This window comes from Paenibacillus sp. Dod16, assembly GCF_049893405.1.
In the GTDB taxonomy this organism is placed as follows: Bacteria; Bacillota; Bacilli; order Paenibacillales; family Paenibacillaceae; genus Paenibacillus_AQ.
Genome location: NZ_JBNDYG010000005.1, coordinates 195850 through 214662 on the forward strand (window position 1 = coordinate 195850; position 18813 = coordinate 214662).

Annotated in this window: 22 protein-coding genes and 1 riboswitch; of the genes, 1 reads left to right on the forward strand and 21 read right to left on the reverse strand. The window is 50.2% G+C overall.

The genetic code is table 11. The features are described from left to right. Nucleotides 1-93: 93 nt before the first annotated feature. The 8 genes from ytfJ to ribD all read right to left on the reverse strand — a co-directional run bounded on the left by ytfJ (nucleotide 94) and on the right by ribD (nucleotide 6631). The gene (ytfJ, locus tag ACPV3A_RS05690; protein ID WP_426198422.1) at nucleotides 94-546 is read right to left on the reverse strand and encodes a GerW family sporulation protein; all 453 of its coding nucleotides are present in this window, start codon (nucleotides 544-546) and stop codon (nucleotides 94-96) included. Next, the gene (locus ACPV3A_RS05695; RefSeq protein WP_426198423.1) at nucleotides 519-1202 is read right to left on the reverse strand and encodes a DUF2953 domain-containing protein; all 684 of its coding nucleotides are present in this window, start codon (nucleotides 1200-1202) and stop codon (nucleotides 519-521) included. The genes ytfJ and ACPV3A_RS05695 overlap by 28 nt, the downstream gene beginning before the upstream one ends. A gap of 192 nt (nucleotides 1203-1394) precedes the next feature. Then, nucleotides 1395-2000: an SMC-Scp complex subunit ScpB gene (gene scpB / locus ACPV3A_RS05700; RefSeq protein WP_071223899.1), complete on the reverse strand. Its 606-nt coding sequence runs from the start codon at nucleotides 1998-2000 to the stop codon at nucleotides 1395-1397. Further along, on the reverse strand, nucleotides 1969-2760 hold the full coding sequence (locus tag ACPV3A_RS05705; protein ID WP_213645147.1) for a segregation and condensation protein A: 792 nt from the start codon (nucleotides 2758-2760) through the stop codon (nucleotides 1969-1971). The genes scpB and ACPV3A_RS05705 overlap by 32 nt, the downstream gene beginning before the upstream one ends. 67 nt (nucleotides 2761-2827) lie before the next feature. Beyond that, nucleotides 2828-3295, reverse strand: a complete 468-nt coding sequence (gene ribH, locus ACPV3A_RS05710; protein WP_220685900.1) for a 6,7-dimethyl-8-ribityllumazine synthase — start codon at nucleotides 3293-3295, stop codon at nucleotides 2828-2830. A gap of 256 nt (nucleotides 3296-3551) precedes the next feature. Continuing rightward, nucleotides 3552-4790 (reverse strand): bifunctional 3,4-dihydroxy-2-butanone-4-phosphate synthase/GTP cyclohydrolase II, encoded by a 1239-nt coding sequence (locus ACPV3A_RS05715; protein WP_194541905.1) that lies wholly within the window; start codon nucleotides 4788-4790, stop codon nucleotides 3552-3554. A gap of 48 nt (nucleotides 4791-4838) precedes the next feature. Further along, on the reverse strand, nucleotides 4839-5507 hold the full coding sequence (gene ribE, locus ACPV3A_RS05720) for a riboflavin synthase (RefSeq protein WP_194541904.1): 669 nt from the start codon (nucleotides 5505-5507) through the stop codon (nucleotides 4839-4841). Between the two features lie 23 nt (nucleotides 5508-5530). Further along, complete coding sequence (gene ribD, locus ACPV3A_RS05725; protein ID WP_426198424.1) at nucleotides 5531-6631, reverse strand: bifunctional diaminohydroxyphosphoribosylaminopyrimidine deaminase/5-amino-6-(5-phosphoribosylamino)uracil reductase RibD; 1101 nt, start codon at nucleotides 6629-6631, stop codon at nucleotides 5531-5533. A 267-nt stretch (nucleotides 6632-6898) separates the two neighbouring features. Then, a riboswitch (FMN riboswitch) is annotated at nucleotides 6899-7082 on the reverse strand. Between the two features lie 200 nt (nucleotides 7083-7282). Here ribD and ACPV3A_RS05730 point away from each other — a divergent pair. Further along, nucleotides 7283-7684, forward strand: a complete 402-nt coding sequence (locus ACPV3A_RS05730) for an acyl-CoA thioesterase (protein WP_426198425.1) — start codon at nucleotides 7283-7285, stop codon at nucleotides 7682-7684. Nucleotides 7685-7752: 68 nt separating this feature from the next. Here the strand turns inward: ACPV3A_RS05730 and ACPV3A_RS05735 are convergent, their stop codons facing one another. From ACPV3A_RS05735 to ACPV3A_RS05795, 13 genes are all read right to left on the reverse strand, one after another. Next, complete coding sequence (locus tag ACPV3A_RS05735; RefSeq protein ID WP_009595227.1) at nucleotides 7753-8184, reverse strand: peptidylprolyl isomerase; 432 nt, start codon at nucleotides 8182-8184, stop codon at nucleotides 7753-7755. Nucleotides 8185-8395: 211 nt separating this feature from the next. Then, nucleotides 8396-9727, reverse strand: coding sequence for a diaminopimelate decarboxylase (gene lysA / locus ACPV3A_RS05740; RefSeq protein WP_194541901.1), 1332 nt, complete (start codon nucleotides 9725-9727; stop codon nucleotides 8396-8398). A gap of 117 nt (nucleotides 9728-9844) precedes the next feature. After that, nucleotides 9845-11479: a spore germination protein gene (locus tag ACPV3A_RS05745; protein ID WP_426198426.1), complete on the reverse strand. Its 1635-nt coding sequence runs from the start codon at nucleotides 11477-11479 to the stop codon at nucleotides 9845-9847. Nucleotides 11480-11502: 23 nt separating this feature from the next. Next, nucleotides 11503-11931, reverse strand: coding sequence for a stage V sporulation protein AB (locus ACPV3A_RS05750; RefSeq protein WP_194541899.1), 429 nt, complete (start codon nucleotides 11929-11931; stop codon nucleotides 11503-11505). Next, on the reverse strand, nucleotides 11928-12572 hold the full coding sequence (locus tag ACPV3A_RS05755) for a stage V sporulation protein AA (protein ID WP_194541898.1): 645 nt from the start codon (nucleotides 12570-12572) through the stop codon (nucleotides 11928-11930). The genes ACPV3A_RS05750 and ACPV3A_RS05755 overlap by 4 nt, the downstream gene beginning before the upstream one ends. 182 nt (nucleotides 12573-12754) lie before the next feature. After that, nucleotides 12755-13510 carry an RNA polymerase sporulation sigma factor SigF gene (gene sigF, locus ACPV3A_RS05760; protein ID WP_006209412.1) on the reverse strand — a complete coding sequence of 252 codons (756 nt, stop codon included), beginning with the start codon at nucleotides 13508-13510 and terminating at the stop codon, nucleotides 12755-12757. A gap of 11 nt (nucleotides 13511-13521) precedes the next feature. Next, nucleotides 13522-13980 (reverse strand): anti-sigma F factor, encoded by a 459-nt coding sequence (spoIIAB, locus tag ACPV3A_RS05765; protein ID WP_426198427.1) that lies wholly within the window; start codon nucleotides 13978-13980, stop codon nucleotides 13522-13524. Further along, on the reverse strand, nucleotides 13977-14330 hold the full coding sequence (gene spoIIAA / locus ACPV3A_RS05770; protein ID WP_071223887.1) for an anti-sigma F factor antagonist: 354 nt from the start codon (nucleotides 14328-14330) through the stop codon (nucleotides 13977-13979). The genes spoIIAB and spoIIAA overlap by 4 nt, the downstream gene beginning before the upstream one ends. A gap of 91 nt (nucleotides 14331-14421) precedes the next feature. After that, complete coding sequence (locus ACPV3A_RS05775) at nucleotides 14422-15612, reverse strand: D-alanyl-D-alanine carboxypeptidase family protein (protein ID WP_426198428.1); 1191 nt, start codon at nucleotides 15610-15612, stop codon at nucleotides 14422-14424. Nucleotides 15613-15922: 310 nt separating this feature from the next. Next, on the reverse strand, nucleotides 15923-16747 hold the full coding sequence (locus tag ACPV3A_RS05780; RefSeq protein ID WP_426198429.1) for a purine-nucleoside phosphorylase: 825 nt from the start codon (nucleotides 16745-16747) through the stop codon (nucleotides 15923-15925). Between the two features lie 55 nt (nucleotides 16748-16802). After that, the gene (locus ACPV3A_RS05785; protein ID WP_426198430.1) at nucleotides 16803-17687 is read right to left on the reverse strand and encodes a site-specific tyrosine recombinase; all 885 of its coding nucleotides are present in this window, start codon (nucleotides 17685-17687) and stop codon (nucleotides 16803-16805) included. A 42-nt stretch (nucleotides 17688-17729) separates the two neighbouring features. Next, the gene (locus tag ACPV3A_RS05790; protein ID WP_194541895.1) at nucleotides 17730-17963 is read right to left on the reverse strand and encodes a YqzK family protein; all 234 of its coding nucleotides are present in this window, start codon (nucleotides 17961-17963) and stop codon (nucleotides 17730-17732) included. A gap of 336 nt (nucleotides 17964-18299) precedes the next feature. After that, nucleotides 18300-18764 carry a Fur family transcriptional regulator gene (locus ACPV3A_RS05795; RefSeq protein WP_006209405.1) on the reverse strand — a complete coding sequence of 155 codons (465 nt, stop codon included), beginning with the start codon at nucleotides 18762-18764 and terminating at the stop codon, nucleotides 18300-18302. Between the last annotated feature and the right edge of the window lie 49 nt (nucleotides 18765-18813).

Genomic DNA, 18813 nt, shown 5'->3' on the forward strand with positions numbered 1-18813 from the left:
AATGAGTTCAGCTTCGCTGAATGCTCATATATCCACTTCTCTTTACAGCAAAAATCCCTTCCGTTATGAACGAAAGGGATTTGCTTGCTCCAATCAGTACGCAGGCGGAGGCGTGGTGCTGTTCGCGGCATTGCTTCCTGATTGAAACATCGACTGGATTTGATCGAGTAAATACGGGGTAGCATCAATAATCCGTTCAAACAGATGGGTTTGATTGTCCAGCGGCACGATGTGCACGCCTTCTTTACCCACGACCAGGAAAGCAATCGGTCGAATGGACACACCACCGCCGCTGCCGCCGCCAAAAGGAAGGGCACTATGATCGTTGTGCGTCCCGTTAGCGGTGGTAGATGAGTGTGTGCCTCCCGCCTCAACGTTGTAGTCGCTACCGCCGGCCGCGAAACCAAACGCCACTTTACTGATTGGCAAGATAACGCTGCCGTCCGGCGTATTCACCGGATCGCCCACAATCGTATTAACGTCCACCATTCCCTTGATGTTTTCCATAGCCGTTTGCATCAAGCCTTGAATAGGGTGTTCTGCCATGATCTAATTCCTCCTTTCACCTTTAACACGCGAACTATAAGTACCAGTCCAGCATACATAGCTTTTCCGCAAGAGATTTTCGCTATGCAGTTAAGCTCTGTGGAAATTTGCGGCGGACCGTTAAAGAGCGGCACCACGTCAATTCGGGGCAGGTCTTCCATGACCAGGCGATACGACATCCATCCAAGTAACGTATGCTTGATGCCATGCAGCAGCCCTGTCGCTACCGCCGTATCGGCCGCGTGCTCCAGAGCAATCCGGGTTGACCAGCGCACATCCATGAGATGAACGGCCGACATCGTCTGTCTCAACCACTTTTTGAAACCTTTTGTTGAAAGCGTGGCCCGCCCGTAGTCCTTAAATCTGATCGTTCTGCTCGAAGCTTTTTCCTCTTTTGAATCGGGTGCAGTTCCCTGTTCTCCGTCTCCACCAACGGTTTCCTTCTTAAACTCGATCCCACCGTTCGCCAGGTGAAAGGGGACTGCATACTTGCGCTTAATCAATCCAAAGATCATTTTGATTTCCGCCAACACTTTATATTCATCTTTTTTTAGAACCACATCCAGCTTAATCGTTACCTTGGAGCTCAGCACAACGATCAGCAATACGATGAGGAGAACGACCAGACCAGCCGCCAGAAAGATCCATATCCTCACGAAGTAACCCCCAGCACGAACTTAGTCAAATGTAATCCGCTTGGCTTAGTATGGCAAAAGCGCCTCCAAATGATGCGAAATTGTTCCAAGTCCTTCAATTCAAATTTTCGCTAGCCGCATAAAAAAATCCCGGACGATGGATTTCACCATGCCCAGGATCAACTTTCTGCTGCAACCTATAATATTGTATGGCTAGCTTTCCTCTACATCATCAAACGTAAGCTGACGACCGTCAAGCTTATCGAACAACAGCTGCGTTTCCTCTTCTAAACTATCGTTATCCTCGAATTGCGACGGCTCCGGCAAATCCTTGATATTGGCAAGCCCGAAATATTCCAGGAAGGACTTGGTCGTTCCATACAGAATCGGTCTGCCAATCGCCTCGGCGCGTCCGACTTCCTCGATCAATCCTTTGCTTACCAGCGTATGGATAGCCCGTTCGGACTTGACGCCGCGGATGTCTTCAATCTCTACGCGCGTAATCGGTTGACGATAGGCCACGATGGAAAGTGTTTCGAGTGCGGCTTGCGACAAGGAGGAGCGGGAAGGCGAATACGCCAGGCGCTCAAAATAGGGAGCGTGCTCGGCCAGCGTCGCGATTTTGTAACTCCCCGCAATCTGTACGATCTGAATCCCGCGCTCATGGCGCTCCCATTCCTCCTTCATGTCCTCAAGCGCTTCGCCAACCAGGCCATCCGACTGCTCGGTGATCTCAGCAATTTGCCTAACCGACAAGCCCTCTTCTCCCGACAGGAACAGAAGCCCCTCAATAATCGATTTCAGCTTCGGATAATCCATCAATGCGTCCTTCCCCTCTCCACTCCATGACGATATCTTCAAACAACTTCTCTTGGTAGCACAAAATTTGCTTCATTTTCATCAGCTCCAAAATGGCCAGGAAGGTCACCACGATTTCATGCCGTACCATCTCTTCGTGTAGCAGCTTGGAGAACAGGATTCTGCCTCCAGGCCCAACCTCCTCCAAAGCATTCATGACCTGACGAATCCGGTCCTTAACCGATATTTCATCCCGCTGAATGCGGGCATACGATGTACGTTTGACTGCTTTGCTTAACGCTTTTTGAAAAGCAGCGATCAAATCCGAAATATGTAATCCCTGCACCGGATTCTCTTCCACTTCCGGCATGTAAGGCGTCAGGTCTTCCGCTTCCTTGGAATAAATCAGACTGCGCTCCCATTCCTTCTCATGCAGGTGGCGTGCGATGCCTTTGTACTTACGGTATTCGATCAGCTTCGCAATGAGCTCTGCTCGGGGATCCATGTCATCCTCTTCATAAAAATCGAACTCGTCCATTTCGATAACCGGAGGCTTCGGAAGCAATAGCTTGCTCTTTATAGACAGCAGCGTTGCAGCCATGACCAGAAATTCGCTCGTAATTTCCAGCTCCAGCTCCTGCATGTTGTGCAAATAGGCCATGTATTGTTCGGTAATCTCGCTGACGGGAATATCCTGGATGTCGATTTCCGCTTTATCAATCAAATGCAGCAGCAGATCGAGCGGTCCTTCAAACGTTTCCAGCTTGTATAATACGGTCACGGTGAATCCTCCCGCCAAAAAAATAAAATGCAGTGCTCCAAAAAAAGAGCACTACATTAAATAAGCACTATTTTAGGCTTTTCGTCAAGTTCGCCATTTCGATGGCTGCCATGGCGGAATCCCAGCCTTTATTGCCAGCCTTCGTTCCCGCACGCTCCACGGCTTGTTCGATATTCTCCGTCGTCACGACACCGAAGATCGTTGGTACACCGGTCTTCAGGTTAATTGCGGATACCCCTTTGGCCACTTCGTTGCATACATAATCATAGTGCGTGGTGGATCCGCGAATGACGGTTCCCAAGGTGATGATGGCATCGTATTTGCCGCTCTCTGCCATTTTTTGGGCAATCAGCGGGATTTCAAACGCACCCGGCACCCAGGCCACATCGATTTCGTTCTCCTGTGCGCCGTGACGCTTCAGTGCGTCCAGTGCGCCGCTCAGCAGCTTGCTGGTGATGAATTCGTTGAATCGACCTACGACGATCCCGTACTTTAGACCCTCGGATACTAATTTACCTTCAAATATTGTTGTCATGATGAATGACTTCCTTTCGGTTTGGAGTTTATATAAGGTCTTAAGGTGATCATAGTCATTGCTTCGCAACAAGTCGCTGCCGGATCAAATCGTTCTTCCGATCGCTGTTAAATCCTGATTTCATGATCTATTTTTTCAAGGTGGAAATCAGGATTTAAAGGCGACCGCTACCGCTTCTCCAGAACTGATTTGCTCCTCTGCTTATTATGCTCAGGCAAATCCGTCTTCTCAAATAAGACCTTTTGTTATATGGTGATTAGTTGGCACTCTCGTTCTGCTCGATATCGCTGAATTTCAGCATATGACCGAGCTTGGCTTGCTTGGTATGCAGGTAGCCCGTGTTATCCTCGTTCTCCGGCATTTGGATCGGAACGCGCTCCACAACCTCAAGACCGTAACCCTCGAGGCCTTTGATTTTGCGCGGATTGTTTGTCAGCAAGCGGATTTTTCTGATCCCCAGATCCTTCAGGATCTGGGCTCCGATGCCGTAATCGCGCAGATCCGCCGCAAAACCGAGCTTCAGGTTCGCGTCCACGGTGTCGAGTCCCTCTTCCTGCAGCTTGTAGGCTTTCAATTTGTTGATTAAGCCGATGCCCCGCCCCTCCTGGCGCATGTAGAGAAGAACGCCTCTGCCTGCTTCATCGATTTGGCGGAGTGCCGCCTCGAACTGGGGACCGCAATCGCAGCGATGGGAGTGAAACACATCTCCTGTCAGACACTCGGAATGCACGCGCACGAGGACAGGCTCATTCCCGTCGATCTCCCCTTTTACCAAGGCAACATGCTCTTTATTGTCCACGTCGTTGGTGTAGGCTACGGCCTGAAACACGCCGAAGTCGGTCGGCATCCGCACAGCTACCTCTCGCTGGACAAGCTTTTCTTTTTCATTGCGGTAATGAATCAGATCCTTGATGCTAATCAGCTTCAGCTCATGCTTCTTCGCAATCTCCACAAGGTCCGGCAGCCGTGCCATTGTGCCGTCTTCCTTGATTACCTCGCAGATGACGCCGGCCGGATAGGAGCCGCTCAATCTGGCAAGATCGACAGCGGCCTCCGTATGTCCTGCCCGGCGCAGGACGCCTCCATCTTTTGCGATCAACGGGAACATATGACCTGGTCTTCGGAAATCGGACGCAGATGCATTCGAATCCAAAATGCCTTTGACGGTGATGGACCGCTCATAGGCCGATATGCCTGTCGTAGTGTCCTTATGATCAATGGAAACCGTAAAGGCCGTTCCATGAAAGTCCGTATTTTGGGTAACCATCGGTTTGAGGTCGAGCTCCTGGGCTCTGGCCTGCGTCATGGGCAAACATACGAGCCCACGGCCTTCGGTGATCATAAAATTAATGACCTCCGGGGTTGCCTTATCTGCTAATGCGATAAAATCACCCTCATTCTCACGGTCTTCATCATCGACGACAATGACGACCTTGCCTTCCTTCAAATCGGTTAACGCCTCTTCGATTGTATGAAATGAAAAGCGCTCATCCATCGCTACTCCTCCTTCTTCCTCATGGAGACTCTATGTGAATCACCAGGCTTAGGCAAATCCGTGTTCCGCAAGATAATCCCTGCTGATCCCCGGTTTTGTTCCGCCTTTGCTGCCGGCCCCTTCTGAGCCGTAATGCAGCAGGTGATCTACATATTTCCCTAAAATGTCGCATTCGATATTAATCGTATCGCCCGCTTTTTTATAAGCCAGCACCGTCTCCGCCAGCGTATGGGGGATGATGGATACCGTAAAGGAGGAATCTGTCGTTTTGACAACGGTCAAGCTGATTCCATCCAGGGTGACGGAGCCTTTCGGAATGATATATTTGAATATGTCCCCATTCGCGGGCGCAATCTCGTATACCACAGCATTCTGATCTGCCTGCACGCTGCGAATGACGCCTACGCCATCCACATGCCCCTGAACGATATGGCCTCCGAATCTGCCTCCGGCCGCCATCGCCCGTTCCAGATTCACCTTTCCGCCTGGCTGCAGTTCCTTAAGATTGGTATTTCTATAGGTTTCCGGCATCACGTCTACCGTAAATATACCTTTGTCAATGGTTGTAGCTGTCAAGCAAACGCCATTAACGGATACGCTGTCCCCCAGCTTTAAATCATCCATAATCCGGCTCGCGGAAATGCTCAGCAGCATGGCTTCGCCCTTCCGTCCGATCCGCCTCATCTCGCCGATCTCCTCAACCAATCCAGTAAACACAGGCTTCCCTCCTTTCTTTCTCCTTATTTCCAGACCGGAATCCCGGTGACGTAAATATTGTCGCCAAGTCTTTCGGTCTCAAGTCCTGTCAGCTGAATCGCTTGATTCATCTGCTCATACCCGCTGAACATGTAATTTCCCGGGGAATCGTATCCACCAATAATCTTAGGGGCGATCAACTGGATGAGCCGATCCACCAGCTTCTGTTCCAGCATTGAGCCATTCAGCGTGCCCCCGCCCTCCAGCAAAATGGAGGCAATCCCCTTTTGCCCCAGTTTCACCAGTGCAGCCTTCAGATCCACACGCGGTCCTGGCCCGCAGGGGATAACCTGAATTCCTTGCTCTTCCAGCACGGACCGGTTCTTCTCATCCGCCTGCTCCGTCGTCAAGACCCATGTCGGCGCCAAACCGTCTGTCACGACATGGCTGTGGAGCGGGATTCGCAAGCTGGAATCCACAATGATCCTAACCGGATGCAAGCCTTCCACGCCAAGTCTTGTCGTCAGGCTTGGATTATCCGCGATTACGGTAGACACGCCTACCATGATGCCCTGGTGACGATGACGCAGCGTATGCACAAGCTCTCTTGATTCCTCATTGGATATCCACTTGCTATCACCGGTTTTCGATGCGATCTTGCCGTCCAGCGTGCTGGCTGTCTTTAACGTTACGAAAGGCTGACCCGTCGTAATGAATTTAATGAAGGTTTCGTTCAAGCGAAGAGCACGTTCCTTAAGGACACCGATCTCAACCCTGATTCCCGCTGCGCGCAGCATTTGGATCCCATTGCCCGCAACAAGAGGATTGGGGTCCTCGCAAGCAACAACCACTCGCTGAACACCTTCGGCAATCAGCCTCTCGCTGCATGGCGGCGTCGTACCGTAGTGACTGCAGGGCTCCAGTGTCACGTACACCGTACTGCCCGCTGCTTTGCTGCCAGCCATATTCAGAGCATGAACTTCAGCGTGCGGTGTTCCGCGCTCCAGATGTGTTCCCACCCCTGCAAGCGCGCCATCCTTAACGACGACACAGCCCACAACCGGATTAATCCCGGTTTGGCCCTGCGCACGTTCAGCCAGGTCCAGCGCAAGTGACATATAGAATTCATCGTTGACGATATCCATGCTAAACATGCCCCTTTCTCAACGTCCACACAAAAAAGCCCTGCCAAAGATTCGGGGAATCCTTAACAGGGCTTGATGGAAGTTAATAATCGACACACTAAATAACCGTTATGATCGCAGGTTTTGCCTATAACAAACGATTCAAATCCGTTACCGACGACATCTAATCATCGCAAGCACAGGTTTGAATTGCATGTGAAAACCTGCACATAACGCATAGCGCGTTGTGTGCACAGACACAAATAGCACTTGTTGCTTATGTGTCTTTCACTCCTTCTCCCATCCAGACTATACTGTCGGTCCCGGATTTTCACCAGGTCCACCGCATACGGTGTGTAACAACACACGCGTATCCGGGTCACGGACTAAGACGCAGCCATCTGCTTTCTAAAGCTCAATCACTGCGTTCATCACCGCCGGTAGGGAATTTCACCCTGCCCCGAAGGATTAAACATATGAAATTGTTTGATCTTATGAAGAATCTTATCACCACCTTTTGAAAATTGCAAGAAAAACAACTAACTTTTTTAAAGCCTATAACTTAATGCCAATATGTGTATTGAATGTAGAAGGAGAATTCTTCCCCAAGGGAGAACAGTTAGATTAGGATAAACACAGGAACTAGATACAGTTGAAAAGGAGCACGCAACGATGAAAACATCGCTGGACATTGTCGTCCGTCCTACGGAGATCGACGTCAACGGACATGTAAACAACGCCAAATACCTGGAATATCTGGAGTGGGGCCGTGAGGAATGGTACGAAGCAGGAAATCTTCAATATGACCTATTGAAACGGCTCGGTGTCCAGACCGTTACCGTCAATATCAATATTAATTACCGCAAGGAGTGCGGCCAGGGCGAACGGCTGACGATCGTGACCGAACCGCAGACTATGGGTCGTACGAGTTATGTGCTGATTCAGACGATATACAACGAACAGGGAGAGCTGTGCGCGGATGCCGCCGTTACCAGTGTGGCGATGGATATACATACTCGAAAAAGCCGGCCTGTTCCGGAGGAGCTCCGCCAATTATTCCCTGACCCTGCCTAACCCCTCCCCGGAATATTAAAAACAGGCTCACCCTTATGAGTGAGCCTGTCCTGACCAGAAGCTAATGGTTACGCTTCGTATACTTCTACTTTTTCCATTTTGTCGCGGCCTTTGAATGCATCCACATACTCCATGCCCTCTACAACTTTACCGAACACCGTATGTTGTCCGTCCAAATGCGGCTGCGGCTCGTAGCATACATAGAACTGGCTTCCGCCCGTGTTGCGGCCGGCATGCGCCATGGCCAAGCTTCCACGCTCATGCTTGTTAGGATTGATCTCGCAGTTGATGGTATAGCCAGGACCGCCGGTTCCCGTTCCCTGTGGGCAGCCGCCTTGAGCAACGAACCCAGGAATTACGCGGTGAAATACAAGACCGTTATAAAAACCGGAGTTCGCCAATTTCTCAAAATTAGCTACCGTATTCGGTGCATCATTCTCGAACAGATCAAGCACTACCTCTTTGCCGTTCTCTAATGTGATCTTCGCTTTTTTAGCCATATGTGTTATCTCCTTCCGTTATTAGAACGCTTTAATCGATTTTTTACAATGCATTCTATAGTTTACTATGAATTGAGCTTCGAAGCAAAAACGATCTTGTCCCCCGTTTACACATCCTATATCAAGTCCAAGGCAAACCAAAGAGCCCTGACCGCAGCCGGAGGCAGTGGCGGGCCCTCTTGGGTTTTAGAGCCGTAAAACAAACTTCAGTTTAATTGGTTACGGTTTCTTTGGTTACACTTGCCGGCACCACATCATGACTGATGATGTCCGCAAGCGACTCACGGCGTACGACCAGCTTGCTCTGTCCGTCCTTCACGAACACGACTGCAGGTTTGCGGATGCGGTTGTAATTGCTAGCCATGGAATAGTTGTATGCGCCTGTGCAGGATACGGCCAGCAAATCGCCTGTTGCTACCTTCGGAAGCTCCAAGTCCCAGATGAGCATGTCTCCGCTCTCACAGCACTTGCCGGCAATGGATACCGTTTCTTCCGGTTTCTCATTCGCCCGGTTCGCCAGCAGCGCTTCATATTTCGACTCGTACAGCGCCGGGCGCGGGTTGTCCGTCATTCCGCCGTCTACGGCAACGTATTTACGCACTCCGGGAATATCCTTGCTTGTGCCCACCGTATACAGGGTGGTGCCTGCATCACCAACAATGCTCCGGCCCGGTTCCACCCAAATTTCAGGAAGTTCGGAGCCAAGGCCCGCAAAATGGGTCTTCACGGCATCCGTGATCGCTTTTACATACTGGGATACTTGAAGCGGCGTATCGCCATCCACGTAACGGATACCGAAACCACCCCCAAGGTTTACAACCTTGAACACAACCCCCAAACCTTCTTTAACGGAAGCCGCGAATTCAGCTACGCGCTGAACAGCCATCTGAAAGCCTTCCACCTCAAAAATCTGGGAGCCGATATGGGAATGAATACCCATCAGATGAATGTTCGCTTGAGCCTCGGCAAGCTTCACCGCTTCATAAGCAGAGCCGTTGCCGATATCAAAGCCAAATTTCGAATCCGTTTGGCCTGTTGAGATATACTCATGCGTATGAGCCTCAACACCCGGTGTCACGCGTAGCAGAATGTTGACCTTCCGATTCTTCTCGGCAGCAATCGCTTGCAGCATATGCAGTTCAACTACGTTATCGACAACGAAACAGCCAATTTCCGCATCCAGCGCCATCTCAATTTCTTCCGGGGTTTTATTATTTCCGTGGAAATGAATCCGGTCTGCCGGGAATCCGGCCTCAAGTGCGGTGTACAGCTCTCCGTCTGATACGACGTCAAGCGACATACCTTCCTGGTCGGCCAATTGGCACATGGCCATCACGCAAAACGCCTTACTTGCATACGCGACTTGGAACTTCAAGCCGGACGCCTTGAAGGCCTCGATGTATTCCCGACAACGATTGCGAACCGACTGCTCGTCTACAATATATAATGGTGTTCCATATTGAGCTTTCAAATCGGATGTGTCACACCCGCCGATTTCCAAATGCCCCTGATCGTTAATCTTGCTTGTACCGTGTAAAAACATGCTTACAATTCCTCCGATCCATTGATTCAAAATAGGGTAATCGAATAATTGTTCACAGTATAGCAGACAACGGAAGGTAATCAAAATGGATTTTTCAACACAACATTTGTGTTATTGTTATTGCTCGCCTCTCGGATTCATTTCAGGGCCCATTTTGGTGTTGTCGCGTGTTTTATTGTGGGCCGGGCGTCTTCTAGATAGAAGCAGCGGTTTGCGGAACAAAATTTCGCCCATCGCTTTTGCACTAAATGGTATAAATGGCCACAAATAAGAGGAATTGTAGGAACGGTGTGTCGTCAGGAGCAGAATCAGAAGCGTCGTCCCGATGACAAAACCCTTCACCCCGAACAGGGCTGTTGCAAGCAGAAGGAGCAGCCTGACCATCCGGTTGGCAAGTCCCAACTCATAACTCGGAGTTGCATACATCCCGATGGATGCAACCGCCATATACAAGACGACCTCGTTGACAAACAATCCGGTCTTAACGGCGATGTCGCCGATCAAGATCGCGGCGATCAGCCCCATCGCCGACGCAAGCGGTGTCGGCGTATGAACGGCAGCCAAGCGGAGCAAATCCACGCCGAATTCAACGATCAGAAACTGCAGGATAATCGGAATTTTAGCATTCTCCTGCGGACCGATGATATCGAGTCCCGGCGGCTTCAGTTCAGGATGGACAACAAGCAGCATCCACAGCGGGAGCAGGAACATGGATGCAAAAATGCCTATAAAACGTATCCAGCGGAGATATGTCCCCATAAATGGGGTTTGGCGATTCTCCTCGGCATGCTGACACAGATCCAAAAACGTGGTTGGCATAATCATCACGCTCGGTGAAGTATCTACCATGACAACTACTCGGCCTTCGAGCAGATGGGAGGATACAACATCCGGCCGTTCCGAATATCGGACCAGCGGAAATGGGTGCCAGCCTTTGTTCACGATTGCTTCTTCGAGCTGTTTATCTCCAAGTGGAAGCCCTTCTAAATCCACTTCCTTGATTTTATCGCGAATCGCCTCAACCTGCGTACGGTCCACGATGTCATCTATGAAAACCAGGCACACATCCGTTCTCGTCCGCCTTCCGACCTTCATGACCTCAACGTGAAGTCCCGGATCACGAACCCGTCTTCGCACCAGGTTCACGTTGGTAACGAGTGTCTCCGTAAAACCATCCCTTGCGCCGCGAACGACACGTTCCACCGCAGGCTCCTCGAGCCCGCGCACAGGATATTTCCGGGTATCCAACAAGATAGCGGAATGCGCATCCTCAATGAACAGCGCACATATACCGGAGAGCACTTCGTTAATCACTTTGCTGAGCCTTGTATCCCGCTCCACTTGGACATGGGGAATATAGCGGGTCATCATCTCGGTAAGTGCCTGATTGCTCACATCCTCCGGTGTCAGATACGTCAGCCTTGTCAGTATATCCGTCACCACGGCATCATTCGTGAAGCCGTTTAAGAAGAGAAGTCCCGCGTTTCTGCCGGCAAAGTTCATTTCACGGAATACCACATCAAAAGAAACTCCAAGACCGATAACTTCCTTAAGCACTTTTTTCAGATCACTCAGCTTTGCGGGGACATGGTCTGTATGCTGCCAGTAGATGACGGATTCCTCGGTGCTGTTGGAGGTCTCGGCCTCCCTCTTCTCAGCCAGCTCCTGTTCCTCCAATGCTTTGATCTCCGATGGTGAAATGATCGGAATATCGGTCTCCCGTTCGCCGTTATATGTTGTTTTCTCGTCCATAACCTACCTCCTAGCCTTAACTATCACTTGCTGTAAACAAACCAGTCGAACAGAGAGCCCGCTACCTTGCCTGCGACCATGGCCATAAGAAGACCGAACAAATACCCCGTCAACCGGAGCCGCTTGGCCAGAATCGGCAATACATTCAATACTTCGGTCAATGCGGCTGCCAGCATGCCGATGAATATCCCGCACATCAATCCGATCACGGTACTCACAACCGGTCCCAAAGGAACGGACCATCGCCAGAAATCGGCCACCGTGCCGATAAAAGATCCGGCAATTAAAGCCCCTTCATACCAATGGACCCGGTTGTACGTTGCCGTCAGCTGGGACAATCTCGGAATGATGTCCAGCACGATGATGAGCGCAATGACTCCGCCGCCGACGGCGATGCCCCCAGCTACGCCAAGAACACAGGTGAATATCCCTTGCAGAATGGACATCATCATGGTTCCTTACCTGTCGTATCCGCTCCGGCGTTCATTTTCCGATATTCTTCGGCGACCACGAACTGATCCAGATTTTCCTGATAGAGGTACATTTCCACCTCGAGCGGGGTCGGTTCTTCATTCCATTTTTTCTTGAATAAGTGATTGAAGAACACCGTCATTCCGAATCCGAGCCCGAGCGAGTATGCAATCTGGAACAAATAGGGATGCTCGTCTCTTTTCCCCGTCACCATCTCGACGATTCGGATCTGTACCTCGAGCATGTTGACGTCGGCATGGAAATTCATAATGGTCAGCGCCGAACCGAAAAACAAGAGCAGCCAAATGAGCGGGAACCACAATTTGGACCGCTTGCTCTCCGGACCAATAAGCTCCACCAGGGTATGATGGTTTCCCATCGGTTCAATATGGGCGCCAGGAATCAAGGCTTGAATCTTCGGGATGATTTGTATCAGATCCATGACAAGGCGGTTGCCATCGATATCCTTCGGCTGTGTAAGCGGCAGGGCTCTAAGCCGCTTCTCCCATTCGGGCTCGCAGACAATGAAGGCGACATCACCTAGTTTGACGGTCTGGTTTCTTGGTAACCGTATGCGGCTCCTTAGCTGCAGAAACACCGTCGGAGTGGGATTAACCTTCATCCGAAACACTCCTTTACTGCTAAATTACCGTTAGTATGGGAAATGTCTCTCCTTTCTACTCGGATTTACCATACTTTCTTTATCCGGCACATCAACAAGGAGGTTGTTAAAAAATGAAAAGACGCCGTCCCCTAAGGGCGGCGTCAGTTTGAGCATTTCTTTAGAATAACGGCTGCGAGCCGCTACTGCGCGATCTCGTTCCGTATGCTCTGCAATATTTTTTTCTCAAGTCGCGATACCTGTACTTGGGATATGCCCAGCCGGCTGGCAACCTCCGACTGCGTCTGATCCCGGTAATACCGCAGATATACAATGAGCCGCTCCCGTTCGGTCAAGCCGCCTATCGCTTCATTCAAGGCCAGCTTGTCGAACCATCGTTCCTGCGATTCATCAGCTATCTGATCCATTAGCGTTATGGGATCCCCGTCATTTTCAAATACGGTCTCATGAATCGAGGTTGGCGGTTTGTTCGCCTCTTGGGCAAACACCACTTCCTCGGGGGTTACCCCAAGCTCTTCGGCAACCTCTTTCACCGTTGGAAGCCGATCGAGCTGCTTGGACAGCTCGTCCCGCTTCTTCCTGACTTTGTTGGCCATTTCCTTAAGCGAACGGCTGACCTTCAGGGTCCCGTCGTCCCTTAAGAAGCGCTGAATTTCTCCGATGATCATCGGTACGGCATAGGTCGAGAACTTTACGTCATAACTGAGATCGAACTTGTCCACGGATTTGAGGAGACCGATACAGCCGATCTGAAACAGATCATCAGGCTCATACCCCCGGTTCATAAACCGCTGAACGACAGACCAGACAAGACGAATATTACAGTTGACGAGCGTGTCCCGGGCGACATTATCCCCGCTTTGGCTAAGTGCAATGAGTCGTTTGACCTCCGCGTCGTCCAAATAAGTCTGCGAAGTTTTCTTCACATCGGCATCCATTTGTCCAACCCCTAATTATATAAAGCTTTCTTAGATTCGATCCTCTTTTTCATTTTGATCGACGTACCGCTGCCTGGTTCGCTGACCACTTCAAATTCGTCCATGAAATTTTCCATGATGGTGAATCCCATGCCGGATCGCTCCAGCTCTGGCTTTGATGTATAAAGCGGCTGCTTGGCCATCTCCAAGTCTTCGATCCCATGGCCGGAATCTTCAATGCACAGCGTGATCATATCCCCGTCTATGGAGGCTTCAATCTTGACAACCCCATCCGGATCACTATCGTAACCGTGGATAATGCAGTTTGTGACGGCTTCGGAGACTACCGTTTTCAGGTCACTCAGCTCATCCATGTTGGGATCCATCTGGGAGATGAACGCAGCCACGGCGACACGGGCAAAGGATTCGTTTTCCGACTTTGCGGCAAACTGCAGAGTCATAAAATTATGCTGTGCTTTTCCTTCACTCATGACACTACCTCCAAACCCGAGAGTGCCGTGCTCTCGTTCTCATATATCGGCATGATCTTGAACAGCCCCGACATTTCAAGCAAGCGGTAAACCTGCGGCTTGACATCGCATACCGCCATCTTTCCGCCTTTTTGCTTGATGAATTTATAGCGTCCCAGGATGACCCCAAGTCCCGAGCTGTCCATAAAGTCCAAGTCCTTTAAGCTCAGCACCAAGTGCTCTGTTTGACGTCTCTGAATAGCTTCATCCAGCTGCATCCGGACATGATCGGCCGTATGATGATCCAGTTCCCCGGACAGACGGACAATCAGTACATGCCTGTGATGCTCCATATCAACATGCAGATTCATGTTTGCTCACTCTCCTCCCTGACATGAACAAAGATTTCTACATTTGAAAAAGACATTCCTGCATCCCGACAAAACTAGAAGAAAACTCCTATTAATCTACATGAAACAACTTGCCGGTTGTCCGTTTGAACAGCTTCCAGAATCCGGCCTTCTTCACCTCGACAGGAGATGTCAGCTCGAACTCCTTCACTACCCGATCGCCTTGATACACCGTTAGCTTGCCGACGACTTGTCCGGCGGCTACCGGCGCCTTCAAATTCGGGTCCATCTGAATTTCATGACGGATATCCGGACTTTTTACGCCCTTCTTAACCAGCACGCTGTAATCTTTATCCGCTTGAATCGAGATCTCTGGCACGGTCCCCTTCTGGACCTTCACGATACCTAACACTTCACCCGGCTTATAGATGGAATGCATCGCATACTGGGAGAAGGCATAGTCAAACATGCGAGATACTTCATTATTCCGAGTCTTTGTATCCGGAGCTCCCATGACAACGGCTACAGCGCGCAGTCCGTCCCGTTTGGCCGTTGCCGATAAACAGAATTTGGCCTCTGACGTGTATCCGGTTTTCAATCCGTCAGCACCCGTGTAGAATCGAACCAGCTTGTTTGTGTTGACCAGCCAGAACGGTTTTTCTGAATCTTTACGTAAATAATCCTGATATGCTCCCGTATATTTGGTGATCTGGTCATATTTCAGCAGCTCCCGGCTCATGACCGCAATGTCGTGGGCCGAAGTATAGTGATTCTCTGCAGGAAGTCCGTTGCAGTTCACAAAATGTGTATCCTTCATTCCCAGCTCGGCCGCTTTCTCGTTCATCAGCTTCACAAACGCTTCCTCTGAGCCGGCAATTTTCTCCGCCACCGCGACGGAGGCATCATTGCCTGATGCCATGGCTATGCCTTTGAGCATCTCATCCACCGTCATCTCTTCGCCGGGCTCAAGAAAGATCTGCGACCCGCCCATGGAGGCCGCATAGTCGCTGGTACGCACTTTATCCGTCCACTGCAATTGTCCTTCATCGATGGCCTCCATCGTAAGCAGCATCGTCATGATCTTGGTGATGCTCGCCGGAGGCAGCTTATCATGGCTGTTTTTCTCGTAAATAATGGTTCCGGTATCCGCATCCAGCAATATAGCAGAACGAGCACCTGGTGCCAGTTCCTCTTGAGATGATCCTTCGCCGGGTTTGCTTTTTTCTTCTGCATAACTTGGTACAGCCGCACTGGACAACCCTACAAATAGAACCAGCAATCCAGCGATTAACGCTTTTTTCACTTCCATCCCCTCCTGACATTCGTAATGGCATCCCGAAAAATAACGGGTCTGCTATTCATTGTCGTCAGGATGAAAACAAATTATTCCAGTATTTTACGGAAATATTATCACCTTGATCTTAAAGGAACACAGAATAACCCCACAAAGTGGAGCCTATGCTTCGATGCTTATTCCAAATCCTTTGCGGGGACCCCAAACACGTATAAATGCGAATACAGAATGGTTCAGCTTCGCTGAAAACTTATAGCAAAAAAGCTGGACTCGGCAGATATAAATCCGCCGGAGCCCAGCCCCTTGCTAAAATGGGTTATTACATTTTTGGAATAATGGCCATGACAAGCGCAAGGAATTTCTCCCGGACCTTCTCGGCAGTCTCCATAACCTCGTCATGGGATAGCGGCTGATCCAATATTCCGGCTGCCATGTTGCTGATGCAGGAGATGCCCAGCACTTCAAGACCGGCATGTCTGGCCACAATGACCTCAGACACCGTGGACATGCCTACCGCATCCGCACCGAGCGTACGCAGCATGACGATCTCGGCAGGCGTTTCATAGGTTGGTCCGAGCAAACCTGCATAGACCCCTTCTCTCAGCGCAATGCCCTGACCCACCGCGACTTCTTTTGCCAATTGGCGAAGCTGACGGCTGTAAGCCTGGGACATGTCCGGGAACCGAACGCCAAGCTCCGGATCATTCGGCCCGATTAACGGGTTGGTGCCTGTCATGTTCAGATGATCGGAGATCAGCATGAGGTCACCCGGCTCGAAGGACGTGTTGATGCCGCCCGCCGCATTGGTAACCAGCAGACTTATCACACCCAGCTCTTTCATGACGCGCACTGGGAAAGCCGTCACTTCCGGACCATAGCCTTCATACATATGGAAACGGCCCTTCATCAGAACGACAGGTCGATCGTGAATCGTGCCCAGCAGCAGTTCTCCTTCATGGCCCTCTACTGTGGACACGGGAAAATGAGGAATGTCCGTGTACGGGATGGAAACCGGGTTCTCAATTAATTCTGCCAGCACGCCGAGTCCTGAACCCAAAATCAGGCCGACCTGGGGCTCGACACCCTTCTGCCCGCGTATGTATGCCGCTGCTTCCTTAATGCTTTCCTGATGAATTGAACTCATGTTCATACCTCTCCTAACTGAGAATAAGTTGTAGATCTTAGTCGAGCAGGTCCCACTAAGATCTCGGGTGAAAATGATCATATACTTCCTTCATGCTTTTCTTGGTGGATTGATACATGCCGGTGGTGGATAATGCCGAGTGACCCAGCATCTCCTGAACCGAACGCAAGTCGGCGCCGTTCTGCAGCAAATGAATGGCAAACGAATGGCGAAGTGTATGCGGCGTGATCTCCTCATCGATATCGGCCAATTTGCCATACTTTTTAATGATTTTCCAAAATCCCTGCCGTGTCAAGCGCGTACCGAGTGAATTCAGGAATAATGCATCCTCATCCGCATCACGAATCAGCTTGTCCCGCATGTCTTGCATATAAATAGCCACGCTCTCGGCTGCGATCTGGGTAATTGGAAGAATTCGCTCCTTCCCTCCGGAAACGGCACAGCGAAGAAATCGCATCTCCATATTTATGTCATGCGTATTCAAATTCACCAATTCCGACACCTTAATACCTGAAGCATATAGCAGCTCCAGCATTGCTTTGTCCCGGGCCCCCTGAGGGGTGCCGGAATCCGGGGCCGACAGCAGCTTGTCCACCTGCTCAATGGTTAGCGACTTGGGCGGCTTCCGTTCCGGCTTCGGATTATCCAGCAGCTGGGTCGGATCTTGTCCTATAACGGCTTGACGCACCAAATATTGAAAAAAGGAACGCAAGGAAGCCGTACAGCGAAGCTGGCTTGATGCCGCCTTGCCCTGCTGCCTCAGTCTTCCCATGTATAATCCAAGCATGGTGCGTGTAACTTCCTGCGGATTGATAACGTCTCTTTCCTCTGCAAAAGCAATGAATCCTAGTAAGTCGGCCCGGTACGATTCAATCGTACTTCGGGACAATCCCTTCACGTCTTCCAGATAGGTTACATATTCGTCCAGATATTGTTTCATGATCTTTTTGCTCCTATTCCCGTGTGCCCGTTACAAGCACGATCACTCCCCATACCAGTAGTACAATCGCAGACGTTCCGCCGGCGAAAATCGGGAGTCCATGGTGCTTTCAGGCTGAAAAGCCTTAACCGCTTGACCGGAAGGCGCACGGTAAGGATCCACTGGGGTCAGCCAATCTCCCACCCAACCCAGCACAAAGTAAAAAAACATCGTCAGAACGGCAAACATCGTAATAAATCGGATCATTGAGCCTATTTTTCGGATCGATATAATCACTGGCAGCGCCTCTCTTTCATCTTTGCTTGATCACCAAGTGAAAGTGGGTATTACAGGTATACTTCACGTATATCCTATGATACAAGCTGCTGGATTATGACGCTTTCCTCTGATGTTCTTTAGTTATTGGACTTGGCGGTTATTGGGATAGAATAAAAAAAACGTCTTATCGACGTACATGGATGATGTAGAATGATAGATTGTTCTTGCGTGAACGATACGAACTCGTGCATGTTCCATATATATTTTGGTTACCATCTAAAAAACCCTCCCGGCTTACCGCCGTAGAGGGCTTGCCGTGATGGTCATCACTGCGGTTTGTTGAATGATATAAAATTATGATTTGTCCTGGTCATTCTTGCCCTTCTCTTTGCAACGGTAGCATATGCCATGGAAATCAAGCCGATGGTCATGAACGGTAAAGTTAAACTCTCGCTCTAACCGCTCTTCCAATGGACCGAGCCAATCCTCGCGTATCTCATCCATGCTTCCACATTGAGTACATATCAAATGATGATGGTGATGCTTCGAAGTATCCGTCCGCAAGTCATAACGGGCGACACCATCGCCAAAATTTATCTTCTCGACAACATGAAGCTCACTGAGCAGCTCTAGGGTACGGTACACGGTTGCCAGACCGATCTCCGGAGCCTTCTCTTTCACGAGCATAAATACATCCTCTGCGCTAAGGTGGTCGTCTTCATTTTCCAACAATACGCTTACCGTGGCTTCCCGTTGGGGCGTTAATTTGTATCCTTGGGATTGTAGCTGCTGCTTAATTTTGTCGATCCGCGCTTCCATCGTTTCCCTCCCCCTTGGAAATCACTGCACGTTATTGTTCACTTCCTTC

Bases quoted from the DNA above. Each gene is read 5' to 3' on its own strand.
- spoIIAA (WP_071223887.1), bottom strand. From the start codon at position 14,330: ATGAATCTGCATGTTGATATGGAGCATCACAGGCATGTACTGATTGTC.
- ACPV3A_RS05750 (WP_194541899.1), bottom strand. From the start codon at position 11,931: ATGATGATGTCCATTCTGCAAGGGATATTCACCTGTGTTCTTGGCGTA.
- ACPV3A_RS05735 (WP_009595227.1), bottom strand. From the start codon at position 8,184: ATGGCTAAAAAAGCGAAGATCACATTAGAGAACGGCAAAGAGGTAGTG.
- sigF (WP_006209412.1), bottom strand. From the start codon at position 13,510: ATGGATGCCGATGTGAAGAAAACTTCGCAGACTTATTTGGACGACGCG.
- ytfJ (WP_426198422.1), bottom strand. From the start codon at position 546: ATGGCAGAACACCCTATTCAAGGCTTGATGCAAACGGCTATGGAAAAC.
- ACPV3A_RS05745 (WP_426198426.1), bottom strand. From the start codon at position 11,479: ATGGACGAGAAAACAACATATAACGGCGAACGGGAGACCGATATTCCG.
- spoIIAB (WP_426198427.1), bottom strand. From the start codon at position 13,980: ATGAGTGAAGGAAAAGCACAGCATAATTTTATGACTCTGCAGTTTGCC.
- ribH (WP_220685900.1), bottom strand. From the start codon at position 3,295: ATGACAACAATATTTGAAGGTAAATTAGTATCCGAGGGTCTAAAGTAC.
- ACPV3A_RS05795 (WP_006209405.1), bottom strand. From the start codon at position 18,764: ATGGAAGCGCGGATCGACAAAATTAAGCAGCAGCTACAATCCCAAGGA.
- ACPV3A_RS05730 (WP_426198425.1), top strand. From the start codon at position 7,283: ATGAAAACATCGCTGGACATTGTCGTCCGTCCTACGGAGATCGACGTC.
- ACPV3A_RS05715 (WP_194541905.1), bottom strand. From the start codon at position 4,790: ATGGATGAGCGCTTTTCATTTCATACAATCGAAGAGGCGTTAACCGAT.
- ACPV3A_RS05755 (WP_194541898.1), bottom strand. From the start codon at position 12,572: ATGAAGGTTAATCCCACTCCGACGGTGTTTCTGCAGCTAAGGAGCCGC.
- ACPV3A_RS05785 (WP_426198430.1), bottom strand. From the start codon at position 17,687: ATGAAACAATATCTGGACGAATATGTAACCTATCTGGAAGACGTGAAG.
- ribD (WP_426198424.1), bottom strand. From the start codon at position 6,631: ATGGATATCGTCAACGATGAATTCTATATGTCACTTGCGCTGGACCTG.
- scpB (WP_071223899.1), bottom strand. From the start codon at position 2,000: ATGGATTATCCGAAGCTGAAATCGATTATTGAGGGGCTTCTGTTCCTG.
- ACPV3A_RS05780 (WP_426198429.1), bottom strand. From the start codon at position 16,747: ATGAGTTCAATTCATCAGGAAAGCATTAAGGAAGCAGCGGCATACATA.
- lysA (WP_194541901.1), bottom strand. From the start codon at position 9,727: ATGTTTTTACACGGTACAAGCAAGATTAACGATCAGGGGCATTTGGAA.